16 protein-coding genes are annotated in these 25,186 nt (G+C 44.7%); 8 read left to right on the forward strand and 8 right to left on the reverse strand.

Annotation, left to right across the window (positions count from 1 at the left end; all coding sequences use genetic code 11):
- Positions 1–2 precede the first annotated feature (2 nt).
- The 5 genes from QE417_RS10610 to QE417_RS10625 are packed head-to-tail and all read right to left on the reverse strand — an operon-like array spanning position 3 to position 4,861.
- On the reverse strand, positions 3–1,124 hold the full coding sequence (locus QE417_RS10610; RefSeq protein ID WP_311949816.1) for a hypothetical protein: 1,122 nt from the start codon (positions 1,122–1,124) through the stop codon (positions 3–5).
- Between the two features lie 22 nt (positions 1,125–1,146).
- The gene (locus QE417_RS10615) at positions 1,147–1,662 is read right to left on the reverse strand and encodes an LptE family protein (RefSeq protein ID WP_311949817.1); all 516 of its coding nucleotides are present in this window, start codon (positions 1,660–1,662) and stop codon (positions 1,147–1,149) included.
- A 2-nt stretch (positions 1,663–1,664) separates the two neighbouring features.
- Positions 1,665–2,909: a sigma-54 interaction domain-containing protein gene (locus QE417_RS10620; RefSeq protein ID WP_311949819.1), complete on the reverse strand. Its 1,245-nt coding sequence runs from the start codon at positions 2,907–2,909 to the stop codon at positions 1,665–1,667.
- Between the two features lie 29 nt (positions 2,910–2,938).
- Positions 2,939–3,319 carry a four helix bundle protein gene (locus QE417_RS23640; RefSeq protein WP_376717525.1) on the reverse strand — a complete coding sequence of 127 codons (381 nt, stop codon included), beginning with the start codon at positions 3,317–3,319 and terminating at the stop codon, positions 2,939–2,941.
- 45 nt (positions 3,320–3,364) lie between these two features.
- The gene (locus tag QE417_RS10625) at positions 3,365–4,861 is read right to left on the reverse strand and encodes a MiaB/RimO family radical SAM methylthiotransferase (RefSeq protein ID WP_311949821.1); all 1,497 of its coding nucleotides are present in this window, start codon (positions 4,859–4,861) and stop codon (positions 3,365–3,367) included.
- Between the two features lie 288 nt (positions 4,862–5,149).
- On the opposite strand from QE417_RS10625, the gene QE417_RS10630 reads away from it, so the two are divergent.
- Both QE417_RS10630 and QE417_RS10635 read left to right on the forward strand, forming a co-directional pair.
- Complete coding sequence (locus QE417_RS10630; protein WP_311949822.1) at positions 5,150–6,898, forward strand: hypothetical protein; 1,749 nt, start codon at positions 5,150–5,152, stop codon at positions 6,896–6,898.
- A gap of 461 nt (positions 6,899–7,359) precedes the next feature.
- A complete protein-coding gene (locus QE417_RS10635; RefSeq protein ID WP_311949823.1) occupies positions 7,360–7,491 on the forward strand; it encodes a hypothetical protein in 132 nt (43 codons plus the stop codon).
- A 140-nt stretch (positions 7,492–7,631) separates the two neighbouring features.
- On the opposite strand, the gene sov is transcribed toward QE417_RS10635, so the two are convergent.
- The 3 genes from sov to QE417_RS10650 form a co-directional block, all read right to left on the reverse strand.
- Positions 7,632–14,609 (reverse strand): T9SS outer membrane translocon Sov/SprA, encoded by a 6,978-nt coding sequence (gene sov, locus QE417_RS10640; protein WP_311949824.1) that lies wholly within the window; start codon positions 14,607–14,609, stop codon positions 7,632–7,634.
- A 69-nt stretch (positions 14,610–14,678) separates the two neighbouring features.
- On the reverse strand, positions 14,679–15,263 hold the full coding sequence (gene ruvA / locus QE417_RS10645) for a Holliday junction branch migration protein RuvA (protein WP_311949826.1): 585 nt from the start codon (positions 15,261–15,263) through the stop codon (positions 14,679–14,681).
- Positions 15,264–15,774: 511 nt separating this feature from the next.
- Entirely contained in the window at positions 15,775–18,075 is a 2,301-nt protein-coding gene (locus QE417_RS10650; protein WP_311949827.1) for an NADP-dependent malic enzyme, read from the reverse strand.
- Positions 18,076–18,336: 261 nt separating this feature from the next.
- Here QE417_RS10650 and QE417_RS10655 point away from each other — a divergent pair, with 261 nt between their 5' ends.
- The 6 genes from QE417_RS10655 (at position 18,337) to QE417_RS10680 (ending at position 25,084) form a co-directional block, all read left to right on the forward strand.
- Positions 18,337–19,065, forward strand: a complete 729-nt coding sequence (locus tag QE417_RS10655; protein WP_311949828.1) for a DUF763 domain-containing protein — start codon at positions 18,337–18,339, stop codon at positions 19,063–19,065.
- Positions 19,037–19,540 (forward strand): DUF763 domain-containing protein, encoded by a 504-nt coding sequence (locus QE417_RS10660; RefSeq protein ID WP_311949829.1) that lies wholly within the window; start codon positions 19,037–19,039, stop codon positions 19,538–19,540. The genes QE417_RS10655 and QE417_RS10660 overlap by 29 nt, the downstream gene beginning before the upstream one ends.
- Positions 19,541–19,610: 70 nt before the next feature.
- Entirely contained in the window at positions 19,611–20,195 is a 585-nt protein-coding gene (locus tag QE417_RS10665) for a hypothetical protein (RefSeq protein WP_311949830.1), read from the forward strand.
- Between the two features lie 123 nt (positions 20,196–20,318).
- On the forward strand, positions 20,319–21,185 hold the full coding sequence (locus QE417_RS10670; protein ID WP_311949831.1) for a PAS domain-containing protein: 867 nt from the start codon (positions 20,319–20,321) through the stop codon (positions 21,183–21,185).
- Positions 21,186–21,409: 224 nt separating this feature from the next.
- On the forward strand, positions 21,410–23,869 hold the full coding sequence (locus QE417_RS10675; RefSeq protein ID WP_311949832.1) for a TonB-dependent receptor: 2,460 nt from the start codon (positions 21,410–21,412) through the stop codon (positions 23,867–23,869).
- Positions 23,870–23,878: 9 nt separating this feature from the next.
- Complete coding sequence (locus tag QE417_RS10680) at positions 23,879–25,084, forward strand: PepSY-associated TM helix domain-containing protein (RefSeq protein WP_311949834.1); 1,206 nt, start codon at positions 23,879–23,881, stop codon at positions 25,082–25,084.
- The last annotated feature ends 102 nt before the right edge of the window (positions 25,085–25,186 follow it).

Below are 25,186 nucleotides of genomic sequence, written 5' to 3' on the forward strand. Positions count from 1 at the left end.
TGTTAATTTATTTTCTTTTCTAAAATTTCAATCTGGGTTGCAAAGTAACGTCTTTTTTCCGGATTTTTCAACATTAAAATTTTATAAGCTGCTATTGCTTTGGAGTATAGCATTTGGTCGGCATAAATGCGGGCCAAAGTTTCGGTAATCAGTTCTTCCTGATCTTCGGCGCTCAATCTTGCTTTGTTCTCGCTGTCTAATTTATCGCTGCTTGGCGGTTTAATTTGCGGGTCTTCCTGTATAAAACGTTCTACCAGTTCTTCTTCTTTCTTGCGCGATTCAATTACCTCATGTGGTATGGTTTCAACAGGTACCGGAATAGGCGGCTGCCTGTCTTCTTTAGTATTTGCCGGCGCAGCAAAAGGCTGGTATATACCGCTAAATTTATTCCGGGTTTTATCTAACCACCACATAAAGCTGTAAGGCATTTTTTCGTCGTGGTAGCGGGTAACCTGCCCTTCCTCGGCAGGTGGCGGTGGTGTAGCCTGTTGTACCGGAGCGGGCTCCTGAAGGGCAATTTCTTCTTCCTCAATAGCAGCCTGAGACTCTTCGCGCTCTACAAATGCTCTGTCAAATACAAAGAAATCGGTACTGGCTATATTCTCGATGATGAGCTTTTGAGTTTCATCAAGAGGTTCGTGCTTGATTCCGGATCGTAATACTTCTTCATTTTCAACAATCAACTCCGGTTCGCGAACAGGTTCGGCATTTTTAACTACCGGTTCTGTTTTAACCTCTTCAAATACCTCATAATAGCTTTGGGACTGGGGTATTTCATCAATTACTTTGAAGTTAGCCGGTTCATCTGTAACCTCAGCAACAGGCTCGGCCAAGGACTCCGGTTTCCATTTTTTATATATGATCTGCGAAGCATTAACTGCCGGTAAACTATCGGGCCATTGTACTATTTTTTGCAGGGTTACGCTATCGCTAAACCTTGCAGCAGCGGCGTTTAATTCGGTGGCATTACCCGAACGGGCTTGTATGGCATACAATAATCCGCACTGCGGAAAGCTGTACAGCAATGTTTGCAAACCATTGAGATGCGCATCAGTTAGCTTTGCCTCACTGGCAAGCACCTGCTCAAAAATTTCGGTAGGGTGAATGTGAATATCTTGTTGCACGTGGTTGAAACTACTAAAATGATTACCAGTTTGCAAAAGCTTTGTTAAAAATATCCTCGGTGAGCTGCTGATTAATTATCCGGATCAGGCTTTGCTCCTGTGAGTTTATATCGCCCGTAAAATCGGTGTAGCGCGAAAACGACTGCTCAAAATCGGGTGATAGCTTTTTGTCTTTATTGTTTACATATTTCACATTAACCGTAATGGTTAAGCGTGTAGCCGTTGCCAATGGGGCAGTATTATTATTAGTAGCCTGAATTGATACCGGCGCCAAAGTATAACCGGTTATAGTCCCTTCAATAGTGGCATCGGCCTCGCCACGTACTATACCCAAACGGCTTTGCGAACGTATACGGTCTTTTAAGGCTTCGGTAAAAAGTGTACTCAGGTTGTTTACTACCAGCGGTGCATTGTTTTCAAAAAATGCCACATTGATGGTTTTCATATCAACGGGTATAGAAGCACCGCTCAAGGTAACCGAGCAAGACGACCATACCATAGCCACCATTATCATCACAAAGCACAGTACTTTCTTCATTATTACAAATCGAGTTCTTTTATTTTACGATACAGCGTACGCTCAGATATACCTAACTCATTAGCCGCCAGCTTACGCTTACCTTTATGCTTTTTGAGTGCCTTGCGTATCATGTCCGACTCTTTATCAACCAGCGAAAGCGACTCTTCTACTTCTTCGGCATGTGGGGTGAACACGCCTTCGTTAGAATTGTGCGTATGCGTATTAACAACGGGCGGTTGAATGGTAAATTGTGCATCCTGCGGTCTTACAGGCAAATCAATATCGTGATGCAGATAATTCAGCATTTGCTGGTCGCCGGAATAATTAACAGGCACGCCGCCACTTTCAATAATATTAGCTACCAGCTTTTTCAATTCCACCATATCGCGCTTCATATCAAAAAGCACTTTATATAAAATGTCGCGTTCCGAAAAATCTTCGCGCGGTTGATTATCCAAGCGCATAGGCAGGTTGCTCCGGCCAGCTTCCTGCGGCATGTATGTCAACAGTATTTCGGCAGTAATTACACGGTCGCGCTCCAGTACGGCCAACTGTTCGGCCACGTTTTTAAGCTGGCGCACGTTACCCGGCCACGAGTAGTTGCTTAACACCTGCTGGGCACCTTCATCTAATTGCATGGCAGGGCTGCGGTATTTATCGGTAAAATCGGCCGAAAACTTGCGGAATAACAAGTAAATATCCTCTTTACGATCGCGCAGGGGCGGAATGCGCAAAGGCACGGTATTTAAACGGTAATATAAATCTTCACGGAACTTACCGACCTTTACAGCCTCGTAAACATCAACGTTAGTTGCGGCAATTACGCGCACGTTGGTTTTTTCCACTTTTGATGAACCTACACGAATGAACTGCCCCGACTCCAAAACACGCAGTAAGCGAGCCTGGGTACCCAGTGGCATCTCCCCTATTTCATCTAAAAATATGGTACCGCCGTTAACGGTTTCAAAATAGCCTTTACGCTCGCCCACGGCACCGGTATAAGCACCTTTTTCGTGACCGAATAGCTCTGAATCGATAGTTCCCTCAGGAATTGCACCACAGTTAACCGCTATAAAAGGCCCGTGCTTACGCGGACTCAGTTGGTGAATAATGTGCGAAAACGCCTCTTTACCACTACCACTCTCGCCCGTAACCAATACCGAAATATCAGTTGGCGCTACCTGGTTGGCAATATCTATAGCCCGGTTTAACAACGGCGAATTACCGATGATACCAAAGCGTTGTTTAATTTCTTGTACGTTCATAGATAGATGTTAGAATCAAGAGTACAGAGTCAAGAATCCAGACGAACACTTGCATCGCTTAAAATGTATTCCCGAAATGAGAAAATCATTCGTTGAACTTCTTCGGTTAGCGATAAGCAATCATTTAAAAGCTCATTACTGCCGTACTTTCTCCTTTGGCAAATTAACAGTTGTGTTTGCAACTCATACGATGAAGAAATGGATGTAGACAAGAACTCTGCAAAATGCAAATGAGTTCTTTTGCCCGATCCTTCAGCAATGTTTGAAGGTATGGAGCACGAACACCTGTTAATTTGATCTATTAAATTATATCTTTCCGTTGAGGGCAAGGTTTTACAATATTCAAAAGCCAAGTCGGTCAAACCCATTGAACGTTGCCAAATTTTTAGATTCTTAAAATTGTGCCTCATTCTTTGCAGCTTCCTGACTCTTGATTCTGTATTCCTGACTCTCTTTTAAACCACCGTTCCCAGCAAAGTCGCCGTCGTGCAGCGGTCAACCAGTACGTTTACGTATTGGCCGGGTTTGTAGCTTTCGCTTACCGGGAAAACCACCATGGCGTTGTTATCGGCGCGGCCGCAGTAATCAAGGTTCGATTTTTTAGAGAACCCTTCAATGAGTACGCGCTGTACCTTGCCCACTTTTTCCTGCAAACGCAGGTGTGAGTGCTGCTGCTGTTTAACCACAATTTCTTTTAAGCGACGGTTTTTAACCACGTCGGGAATATCGTCGGCATAACGTTTGGCAGCCAGCGTTCCCGGGCGTTCAGAGTACATGAACATGTAAGCATAATCATACTGTACAAAGTCCATCATGCTCAATGTATCCTGGTGCTCTTCTTCAGTCTCGGTACAAAAACCGGCAATTACGTCGGTTGAAATGGCGCAGCCCGGTATAATACGGCGAATAGCCTCTACACGGTTCATGTACCACTCGCGGTCGTAGGTACGGTTCATCATATCCAGCACACGGCTGTTGCCCGATTGTACCGGCAAATGAATGTATTTGCAAATATTATCGTATTTGGCCATGGTATACAGCACCTCGTCGGTTATATCTTTAGGGTGCGATGTTGAGAAACGAATACGCAATTCGGGGCTAATATGTGCTACCATCTCCAGGAGGTTAGCAAAGTTGGTAGTAGCCCCAGCAGCCCAGTCTAAATCTCCTCCGGAAGGGGAGACTTTTAACTGCTCCTCATCTTGCTCCCTCCCTTCCGGGGAGGGCTGGGGAGGGGCAGTCCATTTATACGAATCCACGTTTTGCCCTAACAGGGTCACCTCGCGGTAGCCCTGATTAAACAGGTCGGTACATTCTTTAACAATAGAGTGCGGATCGCGGCTGCGCTCGCGGCCACGGGTAAACGGCACCACGCAAAACGAGCACATATTATCGCAGCCACGCATAATAGATACAAAGGCATTGATACCGTTGCTGTTTAAACGCACCGGGTTAATATCGGCGTAAGTTTCCTCGCGCGAGAGGAGTACATTTACAGCTTTCTGGCCACTGTCTACCTGATCTATCAGGTTTGGTAAATCGCGATAGGCATCAGGACCTACTACTACGTCAACCAGTTTTTCTTCTTCCAGGAATTTAGCTTTAAGGCGTTCGGCCATACAGCCCAGCACGCCTACTATCATACCCGGATTTTTCACCTTGGCTATAGTAAACTCACGCAGGCGGTTGCGCACACGCTGCTCGGCATTTTCGCGAATTGAACAGGTATTAATGAAAATCACATCGGCATTGTTAAAGTCCTTTGTGGTTTCAAAACCCCGCTCCAGTAAAATAGAAGCAACAATTTCACTATCCGAAAAATTCATGGCGCAGCCATAGCTTTCAATGTATAGCTTGCGACCATTATATTTATCAGCGGTTTGCTCCAGCATTAATGCCTCACCCTGCCTTGTTTCGTCGTGTGTTTTATCTGGAATAAGCAAATCCATCATGTAGTAAACCTTTTTTTGGAATGCAAAAGTACATATTTTAAAACTAATACCGTGACAGATTGGCAGTAATTAATAAAATTGACTTTAATTCAATGATACCCTACCATAACCATTATCAGTGATATTTACACTCATTTATACCTCACGCTTTACTAAATGAGCCTAAATAACTATTTTGTGAAGCAAACGTTAAGTATTATCCCGCTAACCCAAATTAAAGACTTTACAGTATAGCTCTTGCAGATGACGGCCGTAATTAAACATAGGTTAAAAAAAACGTTGCTCTCTGTGATATTAATTGGGGCAATACTAATAACCATTGTAGCTTTTTTTGTAAACCGATACTGGGCACCAATTTTAGCAGGAAAAGTTAGAAGTACGGTTATTGATGCTACCGACAGTTTGTACAGTGCCGATTTTACAGATGCCGACCTGCATGTGGTACAAGGAAAATTGGTTATACATAACCTTACCATTCAACCTAACATTGCTGTTTACAATCGCCGCATAAAGATGGGCATAGCACCCAATAACCTTTACAAATTACAGGTTAAGCGCATTGTGCTCAAACATATACATCCACTTAAAATATATTATGAGCATAAGCTGGATATTGGCCAAATTATACTAAGCGTACCTAAGTTACAGGTTACCTACCGGCGTGTAAGTAATAAAGATACCACAGCAACCGACAGGCTTACTGCCTGGCAACGCATTCAACCCTTACTAAAATCTATCCATATTAAGCAGGTAATGCTTAACGATGTTGATTTTACTTATAAAGACCATTCGGGAAACAACCTACAAGTTTCGGCGTTAAAAGAAGTAAACCTTACCGGTAACGATTTGATCATCGATTCGCTTACCCAGCACGATAAATCCCGGTTCTATTATTTTAAAGATTTACAAATAGAGCTTAACAACGTCGATCAGCCTCTGGGCAAGGATAGTTTGTACCGGCTTAAACTTAAACAACTTAATTACTCCACCCTCACCTCTAAACTTAAAGCCTACCAAGTGGCCATTAAACCATCGGCCGATTCGGTTTTTATAAAACGGGGCATACGCACACAGTACCACTTTGATACCGATACTTTTGAGGTTGAAAACTTTAACCTCAAACGCTTCAATAAATTCAGGGAGATACATGCCACGCATGTGTTTATTAACCGGGGTAACTTTTTGGTATCAGCCAACCAATCAAACCCAACTTTGGGCAAAGGCAACCGCATATTTACCTTCCCCAATGCTGCAATTCAACGGCTTAAAAACGATTTAAAGCTGGATACTATTGAGTTGCAAAACATCAATATCACCTACAAAGGTTACGGGCGTAAATCGCACAAGCAGGGCTCGGTTGCATTTAATGGTACCGATGGACATATTATTAATGTAACCAACAATGTACAAGCCCTTAAAAAGAACGATAGCATGCACATCGAAGTTATTTCGAGGGTGATGGATATGGGCCCTATGCATGCCAGCATTAACTTTAACCTCACCGATTCGGCACGAAGTTATAGCTACAAAGGCGTAGTTGGCTACATGGAACTCGACCGGTTTAACAAAGCTACCATGCCCTTTGCCTTGTTAAAAATAACCTCAGGCCGTATGGACCAGATGGATTTTGATATAAAAGGCAACCAAAATGTATCTACCGGAAAAGTAAAGATACTGTACCATGACCTCAAGGTACACCTGCTCAAAATGGACACGGTAGCCGATGCCTACAAGCACCGCACACTGTTGTCAATTATGGCCAATGCGTTGATCGTGAAGCGACACAACCCTGATTTTTTTGGCGCGGTGCCCCGTACCATTGATGTACGCTACGTGCGCCAGCCCGACACTCCTTTTTTTAAAGCCGTTTGGAAAACCATTGCCCAAGGCATTAAGGCCAGTGCCGGATACGATGCCGCTACCGAAAAACATATTAAAGACATGATTACCCAACGCCGCATTGATAAAAAGAAACGGCAAGACAAGCGCGAAGAACGCCAATTACGGAGAGAAAACCGCCGCAGGTTAAAACGGTAAAAAGCTATGTACTCCTATTTTATTTTTCTTTTGAAAACCGCGAAATCTTACGATTTCCCTTGCTTTCCCTAAGTGTTTGACTTCTCCTTTAAGTGTTTCACATTTTCGCTAAGTTCCAAAAAATCGCATCAAAAAATTTCGCTCATGCAACGCAGGGAAAAATCTGGTGTCTATTTAATCAGTAACACCAAAATAATTGACCCCTATATATAGATGTTCTTTGCATCAAAAAAAGCACTGCTTAGGCGGTGCTTTTTTGTTTGGGGCAAGCTGTGTTCTTCGCATGTTCAATCATGGACGCTTGAGCAGACATTCCACGAAGCTATAGTTTGATTATTGCAATCCTAAATACATTAAGCAATATTTACAACCATGTCTCGCAATGCCGCAACCGACGAACTTTACTTTGTAACCTTAAATATACATTCAAAGAACTATTCACGCTCATTGAAAGTAACCCCTTGGAAAGCCGTAAAAAATGGATATTAAACTCATTTGAAATGGCCGGTAATCAAAATAAGCTCAACAAGCATCATCAGCTGTGGCAAAATGGCAATTACCCGGTACTGCTATATTCGGCCGATGTTATTTAAAAAAAGATAGATTATATACACGATAATCCGGTTAAGGCAAGCTTTATTGGTTCGGCACATGAATATTGGTATAGCAGTGCTAATCCGGATAGCCCCCTGAAGATTGTTGGAAGTTAAGCGTCCACGCTTACGTTCGCCTCCTACTGCAACAACAATTTCAAATTCACCCCAAAATTGGTAAACGCCGTGTTAAACGTTTGCGAGGTGTACGGGCGGGTAATGTTCGAATCGTAAAAGATGTTGAAGTTGAAACGCTGATTGATCACATAATCTATCGACGGACGAATGGTGATATTTTTGGCGCCTGATGATATTTCGGCAGTTTGCACGTCGGCACGGTAGATAACGATCTTATTGTCGCGCAGGGCAAAGTCGAATTTAAAGTTGAGGTCGTTATTGAGTTTAAAGTTGCTGAACAGCCCGAACGGAAAATGAAAATTGCGGGTACGGTACCCAAAGCCCAGCACCATAATATTCTCATTTTGCTGCGCCAGCTGGCTATTGAGTACGCTCAGGCTCAGGGTGCGGCTGTTACGATATTCGGCACTTACTGTCATGCTGTTTTTAAAGCGTACATCAACCCCTACCAACGGCACAAATTGTTCAAACAAGGTTACCTGCGTAAACTGGTAAAAAGGCAAAAAGTCGCTGTTCACATCGCGCTCAACCGAGCCACCGTTAACCTCGCGGTAGCGAATAAGCGAGTTATAACTGTTTACGCTGTATGTTGAGCGGTATCCGTGTCGCAGATCAAACGAATCAAAAAACTCTTTGAGCCAGCTTACCCTGCTCAAACCGTTATAAGTTATTTGCCAGTTAGGGATAGGTATTTGCGGAAAGGTATTCAAATTTGATTTACGGGCATCTTTACCGGCATATGCTGCTAAAAAAGAGTTGACCAGCACATCCTGCTGGTTAGGGCCATAACCATCGGCATAACCATTGGTGCCTGCAGTGCCCGAGTTACGGTTTTGGGCAGCTAAGCGTTGCGAAATTACCTGGCGGTTATCTAACAACTGCTGAAAGGCTGCCGAGTAATTGTTAAGGCTCCGGTCTTTACTAAAGGCTGTACCTAAAGACATAAACGACACGCTGTAAGTACCCGAAGTGATAGGACTCTGATCTTCAAAATTATTAGTGGCCGGATTAAACTTGTAATTGGTTTGAAAGTTACGATCGCGCGTGCGGAAGGCCGTAAGTTCGATGTTTAGATCGGGGATGGGCCTGATGGTGCTGCGCAGGTGCATGTCCTCGTTAAGCGTGGTGGTGTACAGCTGATTTTGCAGGGTATCGGTACTTAGCCATCTGTTAGCAATTGCCCGCGGGCGAAGATCGGCCTGGCTACCCAGCAAAAAGCCTAAGCCCGGTGCGTTGGCACTAAAATCCTGCCCGCCAAAACCGGTAGTGGGCAGGTAGCCCGGCAAAAAGGTTCCTTGGGTACGGGTGTAGGTTGCACCAAGGTTTTTAACACTGGTTAACAAATCGATCAATATTTTGCGGCCACCTTTGCTGTCTGCTTTGGTACGTAAGGCTGCAAACTTATTGTATAAACTACTCAGGTTAAGCGTGGGGTTCATTTGTACCGAGCGCGAATTTTGAATGGTATTACCCACATCATAAGCCGCGTTATCAATAGCAAACTTAGGCTGGGTTTGCCAGTTAAAATTGGTGCTGTAACGGGCAATAGCGCTAACCCAATCTAACCCCGGCACCTTGTTAATAGGCACCGTATAGTTAAAGTTAATGGTGTGATTATAGTTGGTAGTACGACCAAGGCGTTTAAGGTTTTCCCACAAAGTATCGCGCTTCATACCGTTTACACGCCCTGCAGGTTCATCAACCACGCCCAGGTTGGTGGCATCAATATCCATTTGCAACGATTTGGTTAAATTCCAGCCTATGCCATAAACGCGGGTAATGTTAAAGTTTTTGTTAAACGTGGTGGTTGGTACCGGTAAAAAGTTATTGGGATCGTTATTGCGCAGGGTATTCTCCGAGTAAAACCTATCAAAACTAATGGCAAAGTTTAACCTCGATGGCAACAGGCTAAAGTTAAAATCGCTCAGCAGGTTGAGCATATTGCTTTTAATTACCTTTTCGAGCGGGGTATAATACTTGGCTTGATTTAAGTAATTGTAGGCCAGTGCCAACTTGTATATTTTCTGTATATCGTTCTGGGTAATAAAATCATGGTGCTCGTATTCGGAGTATGCGTAGGTAGCATTCAGGTTTTCAACATCCCAAAGCTTGGCTGGTGCGGCCACATCGGTTTTGGCCTTGTGCACGTTGGTAAAGTTGATGCTTTTGCGCATGGTATAATCCTGCGCTGTGCGTTTTATCTCGTCTTTCTTTTCCTGTGTTGGCGCATTGGCAATAGCATCCTTTAATTCCACGTCGGGTTGGGCCGGGTTAAACTGCGGCATAGCTACCTGCTGCGACAGGTTTACATACATAGGTATACGCATGCCCGTTTTAGCCGGGAAGAATTTGCCTAACTCCAAACTACCCGCCATATCAAAGGTATGGCTATCGTTACGGCTGCGTTCGCTCACGCGTTGCTCTATCGAGCCAAAGCCAATGGTGGTTTTGCTGCCGGCTACAGTAATATCGGCAAAATCGGCCAGTTTGGCGTTGAGGCGGGCTGTTGCAGCCCAGCCGCCGCGCTGGTCAAAATCGGTTAAACGTAACTCGTTAAACCACACAATGGCATTTTTATCAAACCCACCCGATGGCTTATACGGGTTACGTATACCCAGCATAATGGCACGCAAACGGCTCAAATCGGGCTGCCCCTTAATGGTGATCTTGTTATTACCGTCGGTAACGGTAAACGGAATATTGATAGATGCCAGCTGACCCGATGCAATGGCATTATCACGCGCTAACTTGGCACGGGTAAAGGCAGCCAGTTCAATATCCATATTGTTGGCTGCCGGCCAAATGGAGTTGGGGTCTGATGTACCCGGGCGCGTAATTTTAAGCGGCACCTCGTACTCGTAATAGCTGTCCTGGTAATCAAAACCTAAGCGGATAAACGCACTCAGATCATTATCATTCAGCTGGTCGCCCTCGGCATGTACAAACATTTGCAGGCGTTTGTATGAGCGCAAATCATTATAAAATGTACGGTATGCAGCCCGCGAATAGCCGTTGCGCAGGTTGGTTACATTGAGTGATAACGACTGCTCGTTGAGGCGGGTATCGGTACGAAGGTTGTTATAATCGCGCTGGCGCTCAATGCCGGGGGGCAACACATACGGTATAGGCGAGCGGTTGCCATTGGCCTCCAGGTTTACGGCCTGTACGTTAAGTACCGAGGCATCAAGCGGCGCATTAACCAGGGCAGGGTCGGCAATTACTTTGGTGGCGTTGTTTTCTACATTGTAACCGCGCCATTCGCCACGTACTAGTTGCAGGGTACCCATCCGTAATACGGCGGTATCGGCAAAGTTGGTCATAAACATACGCATGTAACGTATGGCCTTAAAATCCTGAATGTTACCCTCGCGCGATGCATAGCCGGCAATAGGCACCCTAAACTGGTACCAGTTAACCGTTTGTGTGGTACCATCGGGCAGCTTTACGGCGGCGGCTACTTTATCGTTAATAAAGTTTTGGCCAATAACCATATCCTGCGGACGGATAGATACTTTGTACTGAAAATACTCGTCGGCCTGGCTCATGCTGTTGTCGCGGTTTAAATCCTCACCGTCCGGGAACGAGGTGGAGGCCGAGGTAGATACGCCCAGTTCGGCTTGCGACTGTTCGGCCGTTTTTGAGTTGCCCTCGGTACCATTGTATTTACTGTAACGGGCTAAAATCCCGGCACGGTTTTGATCCAGTTGAGCACCCTGGTAGTATTGATAGTTGTCTGACGAAGGGTCGGCAGCCAGGGCATTGGCAGCAGCCGGACTTAACTGCCCGCGTAATTGCTGCACAAAGCCCGAAAACTTGGTTTGCTCGCCGGCATCATTTAATCCATCCAAACCAATATCTTGTAAACGACGTGCATCCGGGTTATTATCAAAAGCGTTAATTACCGGTTGCAGGCGGGGTACGCGTCCCCAAACGGTTTCGTCGGTACCGGTTGCGCTGCCATCGGGCGGTAAGCCGTTTTCTACCGATTTTCGTCCGTCTTTCAATATATCTTCGGAGATGCTGCCTAAGTTGAAATACAGATCGCCTCCCTGTGAGTTTTGCTTGTAGATGAACGGGTCCATCATCCAAAACTCAATGTATTGTACGTTCAGCGATTCAAAATCATTGGTTTCTAACTTGCGGAACATGCCCCCCCAGCGGTTGCGCGGATTTTGCAGCGTGCCATCGGGGTTAATGCCGGTGGTAGCGTAGTTGTACTGCCCGCGGGTGTTTGGATAGAAAGCCAGATCGAGCGTTGGTAATATGAGCGGCTGCCCGGTTACCGACTGACGGTAAGGTAATACCTCCGTTTCTAAAACCTGTCGTACATAGTGGTTTGACAGATCGGCACGGGTGAGGCTAAACTGGGTTGACGAGGTATAAAATATAGGGTCGATGTTGTAAAACGCCAGGCGCGCCCGGTTGTAGCCATAACTCAGATCGTTAAACAAACGCGACTCGTTAAACAGTTGCGGCGTGCCCGAAATTTGCCAACCCAGGGCGCTTTTTAAATCGATAACCGATTGGCTGCTTTCAAAATCGTCCAAATATGACGTGCCGTTTTTTGAACCTGCAAAATTGATGGCACTGGGGCTACCCGGCATCAGTTTGGCAAATTCGCCCGAAAAATTAATGTACGATGGAACTTTGGTATTGATGAGCGGCAGGCGGTCAATAATACGGGTTAACCAGCGCGACTCGGAACTGTAATTTACATCAAAACCCATAATGGTGTTCGATACCGACTCCTCCCCTATAATTTGCTTTTGCGTAAGTGGCTGCTCGGAAAGGTGCATAATGGTAGCGCCTAAATTCAGTTTTGAATTGGCTCTATAATCAAACCTCGACCCGTATAAAGTCTTTTGCTGTACGCCAAATAATTCGTTATTCTCGATATTTACGGTAATGGGCTGGCCCGATGATAACAGCGATTGATTGAGAATACGTATACGGCCAATGCTGTAATCAACCGTAAAATCGGCCCCTTCCTGCAAGCGCAAGGCCCCTGCGTTTACCACTACCGAACCCTGCGGAATGTTCACAGCATTCAACTGGTACTCCGACCCCGACTGCGAGGTGTAAGTACCCTTAATTACATACCGGTTGAGGTTAGGAAAATACTGCTGCGCAATGGTACGCACCGAATCATACAGCGGCTGGTAAACGTAGCGGTTAAGTAAGTTTGGGCTGTTAGCTAACCTCCGTGCCAAGTCGCTACCAAAAGGCTCGATGGTTGGGAACATGATGCGCCCGTTTTGCGAATCGATGGTGATGCCTTCTAAAAAGTCGAAGTAGCCGTCGGGGCGTTTATCGTTTTGCTGGTTGAGATTATCGAGGTTGGTAAGTTGCAGCCAAAGCTTACCCCGCACGGTGGTATCGCCCTCGGTAAGCAACGGTTTTTCGATGTTCGATTGGTCATCAACCCGGGCAATGGTCATCCTGAAATTTACCGGGCTAACCTGGTATGCGCCTAATGAGTATATATTCTTCATCATCAGGCCCCAGGTGGGCAGGTTGGTTTTCAGTATCTCGTTCTTCAGCATCTTTACGTAAAGTGCTTTAGGGTTGGTGGCATCTACCGGTATATCATTCGAAAACTCACCCACCTGGTACTCGCGGCCATTATAGGTATAGCGGAAAGCCACGGCCAGCACCTCGTCGTTGTTCAACGGATAGTTAAGCGATATATAACCCAATTGCGGGTGCAGTGTAAATTCGCGCGTGGTTAACTTGCGGGCATAAGGCAGCTTTACATAGTTATCGGTTGCGCCGGTAGCCTGAAAAAACGAGGCAACATCGTTAGAATTGGTTAAACGGCCCTGGTTAGGTAAGGCCTGCAGGTTTTGAAGCAGGTTATTGGATTGCTGTGAAAAGCCCGGCCCTATAAAACCCGCCGGCAAGCCCGATGTTCCACCTTGAACGCGCAGGGTATTGTACGGCCGGTTCTCGCCTAAGTCCAGTAAACCAATAATATCGCGCGAATCGGTAGTGGAGTTGGTACGGTTGGTTGTCCAAACCTCTACGCGGGTAACCGTAATATTGGAGCTGATGATGGGGATGTTAGCCAGCGCCTTGTTGTAATTATCCCTGAAATATTGCGCCAGAAAGAAGTGACGGTTGGCCTCATAATCGGCCGGGGTAAGCCTGAACTCGCCCTGCTGCGAACCGTTAGTAATGGTAATAGTTTTAGCCTGCGACCGCTGCTGCGAAAAAATACTGGTTACATCCAGCTTACCAAACTTCAATTTTGTTTTTAAACCGAACAGCGCCTGGCTACCGCGAATTAACGAAGTATTAAGCGGCATACTCACGGTGCCGGCCTCAATCTTTTGAATAATTTCGTCGGGCTTGCCGGTGTAATCTAATTTAATTTGATTCTCAAACTGAAACTGGGCATCGGTATTGTAATTGGTGGCAATTTTTAACTTATCGCCAATGGCACCCGTAATATTCATTTGGATGCGCTGGTCAAAATTAAAGTTGAACTGCTTGCGCTGGCGGGTATTAAACAGCGGGTTTTGATTGCTGTTTACCTGCCCGGCAAATATGAGTTGCGCAGAGCCCTGCGGACGAATATCAATTGTATTACTGCCAAAAATTTGCTCAAAAGTGCGGCTGCGAACTTTAATTTGCGGTATAAAGCCCGGCTGCTGCGAATCGTAAGCATATTTATCGGCCAGTTCGCGAAAATACTCGCGGCGGTTTTGCTGTTGGGTAAGTTGCAGGTACTCGGTAAAGGTTAAATAACGCGGCGCACGGTACATGAGGTTGCCTACCCTTTCAATAAGTACATAACGGTTAGAGGCTGCATCATATTCAATAATGCGCTCCAGGTTAGGCGGGTCGGGCTGAAAGTTGCCTTTACGTATACGCGAGTTGCGCGACTCGGGCTTTTTATACGGAACCTTTATCTTGATAGAATCCTTCGGTGTTGGTTTAATTTGGGCAAACAGGGGCTCGATCCCGCCACAGGTTAACATCAGCAATCCCACTAAAACCCCTGCAGCAAATTTTTTAACCGAGCTAATCAATGGTATTAAAAGCTGTAATTATAAACTTTTGAGAGCCGATTTAATTAGTTGTTCCACCGTTAACGTCCCGGTGTTTTTACCTATTTCGTTATCTATTACCTTCTCTGCCGCGTTGCGTGCAAAACCCAGCATTACCAAGGCCGACAGTGCTTCATCCTTAATTGTATTATTGGCAGGCATGCTAATCAGCGAATCAGGTCCTTCCTTGCGCAGCTTGTCCTGCAATTCAAGAATTACGCGTTGGGCCGATTTTGGCCCAATACCCTTAATACGTTGTATTTGTGTTACGTTGCCTTGCACAATGGCATTCTGAATTTCTTCGGGGGTGATAGACGACAGCATCATGCGACCGGTGTTTGGCCCGATGCCTGATACCGAAATGAGGTGCAGGAACAGGCGTTTCTCGCCCTCATCGGCAAAACCGTACAGGGTGTGGCCGTCTTCTTTAACGTGCAGCCAAACGTACAGCTTGCAGCGTTCCACATCGCCAATTTTTGAGAAAGTATGAAGGGAGATATTTATGTGATAGCCTACGCCGCCAGCATCAATCACCACATAAGCCGGGCTTTTGAAAGCCAGCTTGCCATCAATGTATGCGTACATGTATAATCTATAGTGTGTTTATTATTTTCGTTAAAAATAATAAAACATACGCTTATACGGCGGACTAATCAAAAAGATTTAGGCCTATCTTTTGGATAGGCCTAATTTACTTTGGGTTGATAATATTATTGAGAATGAATTTTGCTTATTATACAAAGCCAGGCCTCGTGCGATTCCCTTACTGAGTGTGGCGGAGGGGAGTGTCTCTTCAAAAAGAAAAGTTCAAATGACACACCCTGCCAATGCAATATCTCTCCCCGCCTCGCAAGAACTACTGTGTACCCAAATCTTTTTAACCGACAAGATGCACCGTAGGTGCTACCTGTTTATAGAAAGAACAGATGATTTTCTTTTGTCCCAGCGGGACTACCCTTCGTGCCATGCTTAAATTAGGTAGCTCCTAAAGGAGCATGTTAAATTTTGACATTGTTTTCTATAAATAGGTAGCCCCTAACGGGGCATAAAAACTTGCGAGTACACTGTAGCTCTAAAAAGGGAAAATAAATATTATTTATAATCCTGCATCCTTAGCCTTTTGCTGCGCATCAACTACCGCTATGGTAATCATGTTTACAATCTCGCGTACCGAGCTGCCTAATTGCAACACGTGTACCGGTTTTTTCATACCTAATAAGATAGGACCAACGGCTTCGGCACCGCCCACTTCCTGTAACAGTTTGTAGGCTATATTGCCCGACTCGAGGTTAGGGAAGATCAGTGTGTTGGCCGCCTTGCCGTTCAGGGTTGAGAAAGGGAAGTTATCTTCTAACAACGCCGGGTTCATGGCAAAGTTAGCCTGCATTTCACCGTCTATCACCATATCGGGGTATTGTTTGTGCAGAATTTTTACAGCCTCGCGGGTTTTTTCGGGCACGTCGCCCTCGTTAGAGCCAAAGTTAGAGTACGACAGCATGGCTATACGCGGACTAACATTGAACTGCTTAACCGATTCTTCAACCAGCACGGTAATATCTACCAGATCCTGCACGGTTGGGTTTACGTTTACGGTAGTATCGGCAAAAAACAGCGGCCCTTTTTTGGTGATCATCATGTACATACCGGCTACACGGCTCACACCATCGGCAGTACCGATGATTTGCAGGGCAGGCTTAACGGTAGATACATAGTTTTTGGTTAAACCCGAGATCAATGCATCGGCATCACCAAACTCCACCATGCTGGCACCGTAATAGTTACGGTCGCGCATCATCTTTTTAGCTTCGTACAGGGTTATACCGCGGCGCTGGCGTTTATGATACAAATGCTGGGCATACTCTTCCTGGCGGTCGCACGGCACTAAGGTGTTGATGATCTTTACATCATCCAAATCAAGCTTATGCTCGGCAATAATGTTTTTAATTTTTTCGGTATTACCCAATAAAATAGGGATGGCGATGCCCTCCTCTTTTACTATCTGGGCAGCACGTAATATCTTATAGTTATCGGCCTCGGCAAATACCACACGTTTAGGGTCTTGCTTGGCTTTACCGCTCAGGTTACGCATCAGCTTGTTATCGCTACCAATACGACCGTGTAACCTTTCGGCATACTCGGCCCAATCGGTAATTTGGGTACGTGCCACACCCGATTCCATAGCTGCTTTAGCCACTGCGGCAGATACCTCTACGATGAGGCGCTGATCCATCGGTTTTGGAATGATGTAATCTCTTCCAAAACGCAGGTTAGTAGTATTGTAAGCCAAATTCACTTCTTCGGGAACAGGCTTACGGGTTAATTCGGCAATGGCATGTACGGCGGCAATTTTCATTTCCTCGTTAATGGCAGTAGCACGCACGTCTAACGCACCACGGAAAATGTAAGGGAAACCCAGTACGTTGTTCACCTGGTTAGGATAATCGCTACGGCCGGTGGCCATAATAATATCCTGACGGGCGGCTACGGCTATATCATAAGATACTTCGGGCTCGGGATTGGCCATGGCAAATACAACAGGGTTTGGCGCCATGCCTTGCAGCATTTCGGCAGTCACCACGTTACCGGCCGAGAGGCCGATGAATACATCGGCACCTTTCATACCTTCGGTAAGGTTACTTACATCGGTACGGTGGGTGGCAAACTCTAAACGGATCTCGTCCAAATCGGTACGATCGGGGGTTATTAAACCGTTGATGTCGAACATCAGCAGGTTCTCTTTTTTAACACCCAATTGCAGGTACATTTTGGTACATGATACCGCAGCGGCACCTGCACCATTTATTACCAGTTTAATTTCGTCAAGCTTTTTGCCTTGAATTTCGCAGGCATTCATGAGCGCAGCGCCCGATATTATGGCGGTACCATGCTGATCATCGTGCATTACCGGGATATTCATCTCGGCCTTTAAACGGCGCTCAATTTCAAAACAAGTTGGGGCCGAAATATCTTCGAGGTTTACACCACCAAAGGTTGGCTCCAATGCCTTTACTATGTTTACAAATTCATCAACATTTTTGGTGTTCAATTCTAAGTCGAACACGTCAATATCTGCATATATTTTAAACAGCAGGCCTTTACCTTCCATTACCGGCTTGCTGGCTTCGGGGCCAATATCGCCCAGTCCTAATACGGCGGTACCGTTACTAATTACGGCTACCAAATTACCTTTGGCGGTATATTTGTAAACATCATCGGTATTCTTGGCAATCTCGCGGCAAGGCTCGGCTACACCCGGCGAGTAAGCCATAGTTAAATCGCGTTGCGAATTAGTGGGTTTGGTAGGAATTACCTGTATTTTACCAGGACGGCCTTTGGAGTGATAGTTCAGCGCGTCTTGCTTACGTTTAGCGTTATTGTTATTGTTGGTTGTGCTCATTCTTCTCGAATTTCAGGTTGGCAAAATTACAATTCCTTTTTAACATGCTGCATATTAACTCAATATTACGAAGTTAACAGCAAACCTGTGCTTTGGTTGCGCAAATACTAACCTCATCAATTAATGAATGCAGTTTGCTACCGCATAGCCGAATTTTATTTGGAACTCGTCATATACCTCTTATCCTGATTACTATGATTTGTACAATTTAGGGGAATTAATCAGCATAAAGCAAATTACATTTTTACTAACTTTGTTAGCATGAAACGCGCCGGGAATGCTGATTTACCTTTACACTATGGTTATGTACCACCCTGGCTGGCCGAGCGTATGGCAAAACTGGGGCTGGCCGTGGTTGAAACTATGGTAATGGAATATGGCAGCAGCGAAGTACTTAGCCGTTTAAGTAACCCATTTTGGTTTCAGAGTTTAGGCGCAGTTATGGGTATGGATTGGCATTCTTCGGGCATAACCACTTCGGTGATGGGGGCGTTGAAGCGAGCTATAAATCCGCATGCCAAACAACTGGGCATTTACATTTGCGGCGGCAAGGGCAAGCACTCTACCCAAACCCCTAACGAACTGATCAAGGTGAGCGAAAGCACCGGTTTAGACGGCAATTACCTGGTACGCTGCAGCAAACTGAGCGCCAAGGTTGATAACACGGCCGTGCAGGATGGCTTTCATCTGTATACCCACAATTTTATTGTAAATACCAAAGGCCAGTGGACGGTAATACAACAGGGCATGAACGCCGATACCCGCACAGCCCGCCGATACCACTGGCATTCACAAGATTTGCAAAGCTTTGTAAGCGATCCGCATACGGCTATTTGCGGGGCCAACACCGGTCGAATTTTAAACATGGCCGATGCCCGTGCCGATGGTTCACGCTCGGCCATAATGAGCATGGCGGCCGAGCAGCCCCGACCGTATGCTTGCCGAAATAAGCCATTTGGTAATGCCCGATCACCACGATGTGCGGGCTAAAGATGTTGACTTGAAACGCCTGGGTGCCGTACTATGGCTGGCACACGAAAAACAACCTGCCGATTTTGAAGAACTGCTTTTACTGCAAGGCCTTGGTCCGCGTACGCTGCAATCATTAGCATTGGTTAGCGAGGTTATACATGGCACACCCTCCCGCTTTACCGACCCTGCCCGCTTTGCCTTTGCGCATGGCGGTAAGGATGGGCATCCCTTCCCGGTACCGGTTAAGGTATATGATGAAACCTTGAAAGTTTTGCATACCTCTATACAACGCTCCAAACTGGGCAATAATGATAAGGTAGAAGCTATTAAAAAGCTTAGCCAGATTGCCCAGCAAGCCGAGCACGGCTTTATCCCCAATGCCGATTTTGATAAGGTGATCGAGAATGAGCGCAATGAATCATGGCGTCATGGTGGCCGTACAGTTTTGGGGAAAGCTAAGCCACCGGCAGAAAAACAGTTGAGGTTGTTTTAGGAGCTAATAGATTTCGCTTTTCTTGCTTGCTACAATTTGTTAGCTTTATCATTAACCATCACAACAATACATGAAAGTTTGGCTATTGGCACTTTTAACTCTGCTCACTCCTGGTAAGTGGGGAATGGATTATTATATAGAGGCAAATGTTAAAAACGTATGTGGAACAAAGCTGATGGGTGGAACCTACGCCTTATCCAGGGAGTTCTCTGATTTTTTTGCTGCAGCAAGCGCCTATGATGACAAAAGTGAGGTAATGCAGGTAGAACGCATTTTAAAAGTTGATCTATCCACGTTTCAAACGTATGATTCTGTTGATGAGAATGGCCGTATTAAAACACACTGGAAAGATATTCGTGCTTTTAACAAGGTACTCAACAACCTGCTAAATAAAATTAAAGCCCATCCATCTTATTACAAAAAAGTAAAATACAACCCAATTGCAGCCGATAATATATTTACCTCAGACTCATCAGGAATTAAGCAGGTACCATTTGATCAGCAAGCATATGAAGATCATCCTCTTCATGGCTACCCGAATGATTGGAGATATTTAAAATCAGGTCAATTAGTTAAGGATGTTAAAGACTTGAAAGCCATTTTGGGATGCTACATGCGCAGCGGAGCAACTAAAATTAGACTTACTTACATGTAATTTACTGTACCAACAATTCCTATCAACATATTCTTTAAAATCCTGTAATGCTGTTAATCATTACAAATTTTCATACCTTACCATAGTCATACATCATCTTTATTTTAGCCGTTCCGCTTAACAATGAACAAAAGGTTTGTTTTAACATTGATATTGGGCTACCTCACGGCTGGAATAATTTGGCTGGTAGGTGGTGCATGGGTTATTTACCACTTTAAACTGCAACATACTGTAGCTGGTTTAGATTTGGCTTTAGCTATAAAAAACATTTCTTTTCTTCTAATCAGCGTAGTTAGCCTTATTTATATCATCAATAATCATTACAGTAGGTTATTAACTAAACAAAATTTACTCAACCGGCAATTAACCAATAGCAAAACCAGCCTTAAAGAACTGCTTAACACCTATGAGCATGTAATGAAAGCCACCAATGATGTAATTTGGGATTATGATATTACCACCAACCAATTGAAATGGCTGGGTGGATATAAAGAAGTTTTTGGCTATGATTCGCCTGATGAGCTTATGGTTAAAGATGCCTTTTGGAACATGTACCGTGTACATGAAGACGACCGTGAGGAAACCATTAATAGCTTCAATGAATTTTTGAAAAACAAGGAGCTGAAATGGAGTGCCGAATACCGTTATTTATGTAAAGACGGCTCGTACAAACACGTTTCGGACCGGGGCTACCTTATTTTAAACGATAAAGGCGAACCGTTACGCATGTTAGGTGCCATGCAGGATATTGATGTTCGCAAAAAGTACGGCCTTCAGCTCGAGGCACAAAACCAAAAACTCAAAGACATTGCCTGGCTCAACTCGCACGAAATACGTCGCCCGCTTTGTAACATGCTGGGACTGATACCGCTTATCCGCACCAACGCCAACGATGAGGCTGCTCTTCCGCAATTGATCAACTACCTCGAAACATCGGCAATTGAACTTGATGAAACTATCAGCAGGATCAATAGCCAGATATCTAATTAGCTATATTATACACCTGTTACATGGGTGTTGTGCCTTATCAAACAATCGTTAGGTATTAAAACCAAAGCAAACTATCCTTTGATTTCTTAAGGATAGAGCCCTTTTGCCTTCTATGAAAAATTCTTTTTTAAGGCTCAACTATTAGCTTTTTTTAAACGATAGAGTATATATCTGAACGAAATTCATTTTATTTGCACCTTTATTTAGACTTAATCCAATTAAAGATGCAGATACCATTGCTTAAATTTTCTTTTTTAAATGCCTTTCTTCTATTATTATCAGTTGCCGCTTTTGCCCAATCTGCCTCAGTAAAAGGACGGATTAGCACTGCCGATAACAACCCTGTACCCATGGTTTCGGTTGGCTTAGCGGGTACAACAAAAGGTGCCTTAACCGACTATAATGGTTTGTATAAAATTAATAACGTTGAACCCGGCACCTACACCATTACCATATCGGGAGTTGGTTATCAAAAAACTTCAAAAACTATTACGGTAACAGCTAACCAAAATACCGAGGTTAACATTACCGTAACCGATGATAACCAGCAACTGCAAACCGTTGAAATTACCGGCCGCAAAGAAAAAACCTACAAAACTAAATCAACCTTTATAGGCAATAAAACCGAAACCGATTTAAAAGATCTGCCTGCTTCGGTATCATACGCCAGCAAAGAACTCATGGCCGACCAAGGTGTTGTGCGTGTTGGCGAAGTGGTAAAAAACTTCAGCGGTGTTAATCAATTCACCTTTTATGATGATTTAACCATTCGTGGTTTCCGGGTGAACGGACAAAGCAACACGCAGTTGGTAAATGGCTTACGTACCAGTTCCGGTTTCTGGAAACAATCACTCACCAACTACCTGGAAAGGGTCGAAGTTTTAAAAGGTCCATCTTCGGCCTTGTACGGTAATGCCAGCCCGGGCGGTGTGGTTAACCGTGTTACTAAAAAACCGCTGGATGAGACCCGTCGTTCGGTTAGCATTCAGTTGGGAAGCTACAATACGTTTCGTGCCCTGGCCGATTTTACCGGCCCTGCTAATAAAGACAGTTCATTGCTATACCGTTTAAACCTGGGTTATGAAGATGCCAATTCCTTCCGCGATCTGCAGTTTGATAAAAACGTGATCATTGCCCCATCATTGACCTTCGTGGCATCGCCCAAAACCCATATTAACTTCGATTTGGTTTACAACAGCTCGAATGGCAGGTTAGACCGTGGACAATCAGTTATTGGTAACGACCTTTACTCTACCCCGCAATCATTATCATTAAGTACCGCTAATGATTACCTGAACGAAAAAACTTACATCATTACCCTATCGGCCAATCATGAGTTTACTGATAACCTGAGCATGACCGTAGCCTACTCAAAAACCGGCTACCAGGAAGATTTATGGGAACACCGCAGTGCCAATGCTTATGCCGTGAACGGTGCAGGCGCAACTATACCAAACCTGGTGGCCATGCAAATATTTTCGCGCAAGCGTAAACGTTACATTGATAATTTTACCGGCTACCTTAACTACAAACTGCAAACCGGCATCATTGAGCACAAGTTTGTTGCAGGTTTTGACTACGGCAGCGAAAAAATGCCCGTAGGTGCATCGCAATTAACAGCAGGCGGCTATCGTAACGCGGCCAATAACGGGTTTATTGCCAACTATGTTCCGGCAAACAGCAGTAGATATTTACTGGGTGCGGATGGTTCGCCGGTGCCCAATGTTCCATCCTTCAACCTTAACGATCCTATTTCATCACAACGGTTGCAGGATGACAGCAAGGTCTTTTTTGGTCAAAATGTGCTTAACCCAACCTATTACTACCTTAATGCAGGTTACATTCAGGATCAGTTACGCATAGGCAAGTTACAAGCCTTGCTTGGTGTACGTTACGAGTACTATACCGATTTTGCGAACTACAAAACAGCAAATGAAGCCAAAACACATTCAAAAGCATGGTTGCCGCGTTTTGGTTTAGTGTACAACGCCAATAAAAACATTAACCTATACGGTACTTATGTAGAAGGCTATAACCCGCAATCGGCAAGCATGCTTACACCCAATGCCAACCCCGACCCGTCAAATCCTTTCAAGCCCTTGACCAGTAACATGGTTGAATTTGGTGCCAAAACCAGCTGGCTTAATGATATGCTGAGCATTACTACTGCCGTTTATCAAATTGAGCAAAACAACACCCTGTACGCAATAGGTAACGATCAGTACAGGCAAGTAGGTAAAGAGCGCGCCAAAGGTATTGAGTTTGATATAACCGGCCGTATTACACCAAACTGGAGCATGCTGGTAGCATACGCCTATAACGATGCCAAAATTATAGAAAGCCTTATACCTGCCGAGGTAGGTATACAAAAGCCCAATGCCCCGCACACACTGGCTAACATTTGGACGCGTTATAACGTAGTTAAAGGCCTGTTCAGAGGTTTGGGTATTGGTGCCGGTGCCAACTATGTTGATAAGCGTAACTTATCAATAAACCTTACCCAAACTATCCCCGATTACACACTGGTTAATGCAGCGCTTTACTACAGCATTGGTAAAATGCAGTTACAGTTTAATGCCAATAACATTACCAATAAAAAACACTGGGTTGGCGGGTATGATTACATCAGGCTATTCCCGGGTATACCGTCAAACTATTTATTCACCATGAATTATACCTTTTAATTCAATAATATGATTTGGAAGCGCTTTAAAGCCGTTGCCTCCTGGCTGCATTTATGGGTTGGTCTTGTTACCGGCATGGTTGTAGTTATAGTGGGAACTACCGGCTGTATATTGGTTTTTGAAGATGAGCTTTTTGACTACTTTCACCGCGACATTATTGAAGTAACTGAAACCGGCCCCGCAAGGCCGGTTTCGGAGTTACTGGCAACCGTGCAAAAGCATGTGGGCAAAAAGGGTATTACCGATGTGCGCATGAATGAGGCTGATCAAAGCTACGTTTTCACCGCCCGGGAACTTAATAAGGTTAAGGATATGAACCTGAGCTGTTTTAGCCAGTTTAAGTATTACGACAATATTTATGTTAACCAATACACCGGCAAGGTAACGGGCACTATCGACATCACCAGCGACTTTTTTTACATAACCGAACAACTGCACCGGCAACTGTTACTGGTTAAACCAGTAGGCAGTGTAGTTGTAGGCTCGTGCATTTTATTGTTTTTGCTGATGATGATAACCGGCTTTATTTTATGGCTGCCCAAAAACTACAAACAGTTTAAGCAAAACATCAGCGTAAAATGGAAAGCTAAATTTAAACGGATTAATTATGACCTGCACAACAGCTTTGGTTTTTATGTGTTGCCCATTGCCATACTAATTGCTATAACCGGGCTGGTATGGTCGTTTAAGTGGTGGGAAGCTGGCATTTACAGCATGCTGGGAGAAAAAGAACCTATAAAACTGGTACGCAAAGCCCCCCACCTTACCACTGCCGATACCACCGACAACCATATTAACATGATTGTTGCCGATTTGGAAAGCCAGCTTAAAGGAGATTACCGTTTAATTGGCCTTAGCTTGCCATCTGCTGAAAGCAAGGTTATGATGGCATTTGTTTACGGCAAACAAAGGGTTGATAACTGGCGCAATATGAGCTATTATTTTTACGACGGACGAACCGGCAAAATGATCGACAAAATGCGGCACGGCGAAAAGCCTTTAGGACTAAAATGGCGCAACTCGAACAAAGACATACATACCGGCCGCATATTTGGTCCGGTAACACAAATTCTGGCATTTTTGGCCAGCTTCATCTGCGCATCATTACCAGTAACCGGCTTTTTAATATGGTGGGGAAAACGCAATAAGAAAAATAAAAAGAAAGCGGGCATTCAGCATAAAAAAACACCTCAGCCTGCGCTAAACACGATATAACAGACGCCACAAAGCAAACAAGAGCCTGCCTTACCCAAGAGCAGGCTCTTGTTTTTTAATTATAAAGGTTTGAAACTAAACTTATAAGCCATAACTTTAGTT

The sequence above is a fragment of the Mucilaginibacter terrae genome (assembly GCF_031951985.1).
Lineage (GTDB): Bacteria > Bacteroidota > Bacteroidia > Sphingobacteriales > Sphingobacteriaceae > Mucilaginibacter > Mucilaginibacter terrae_A.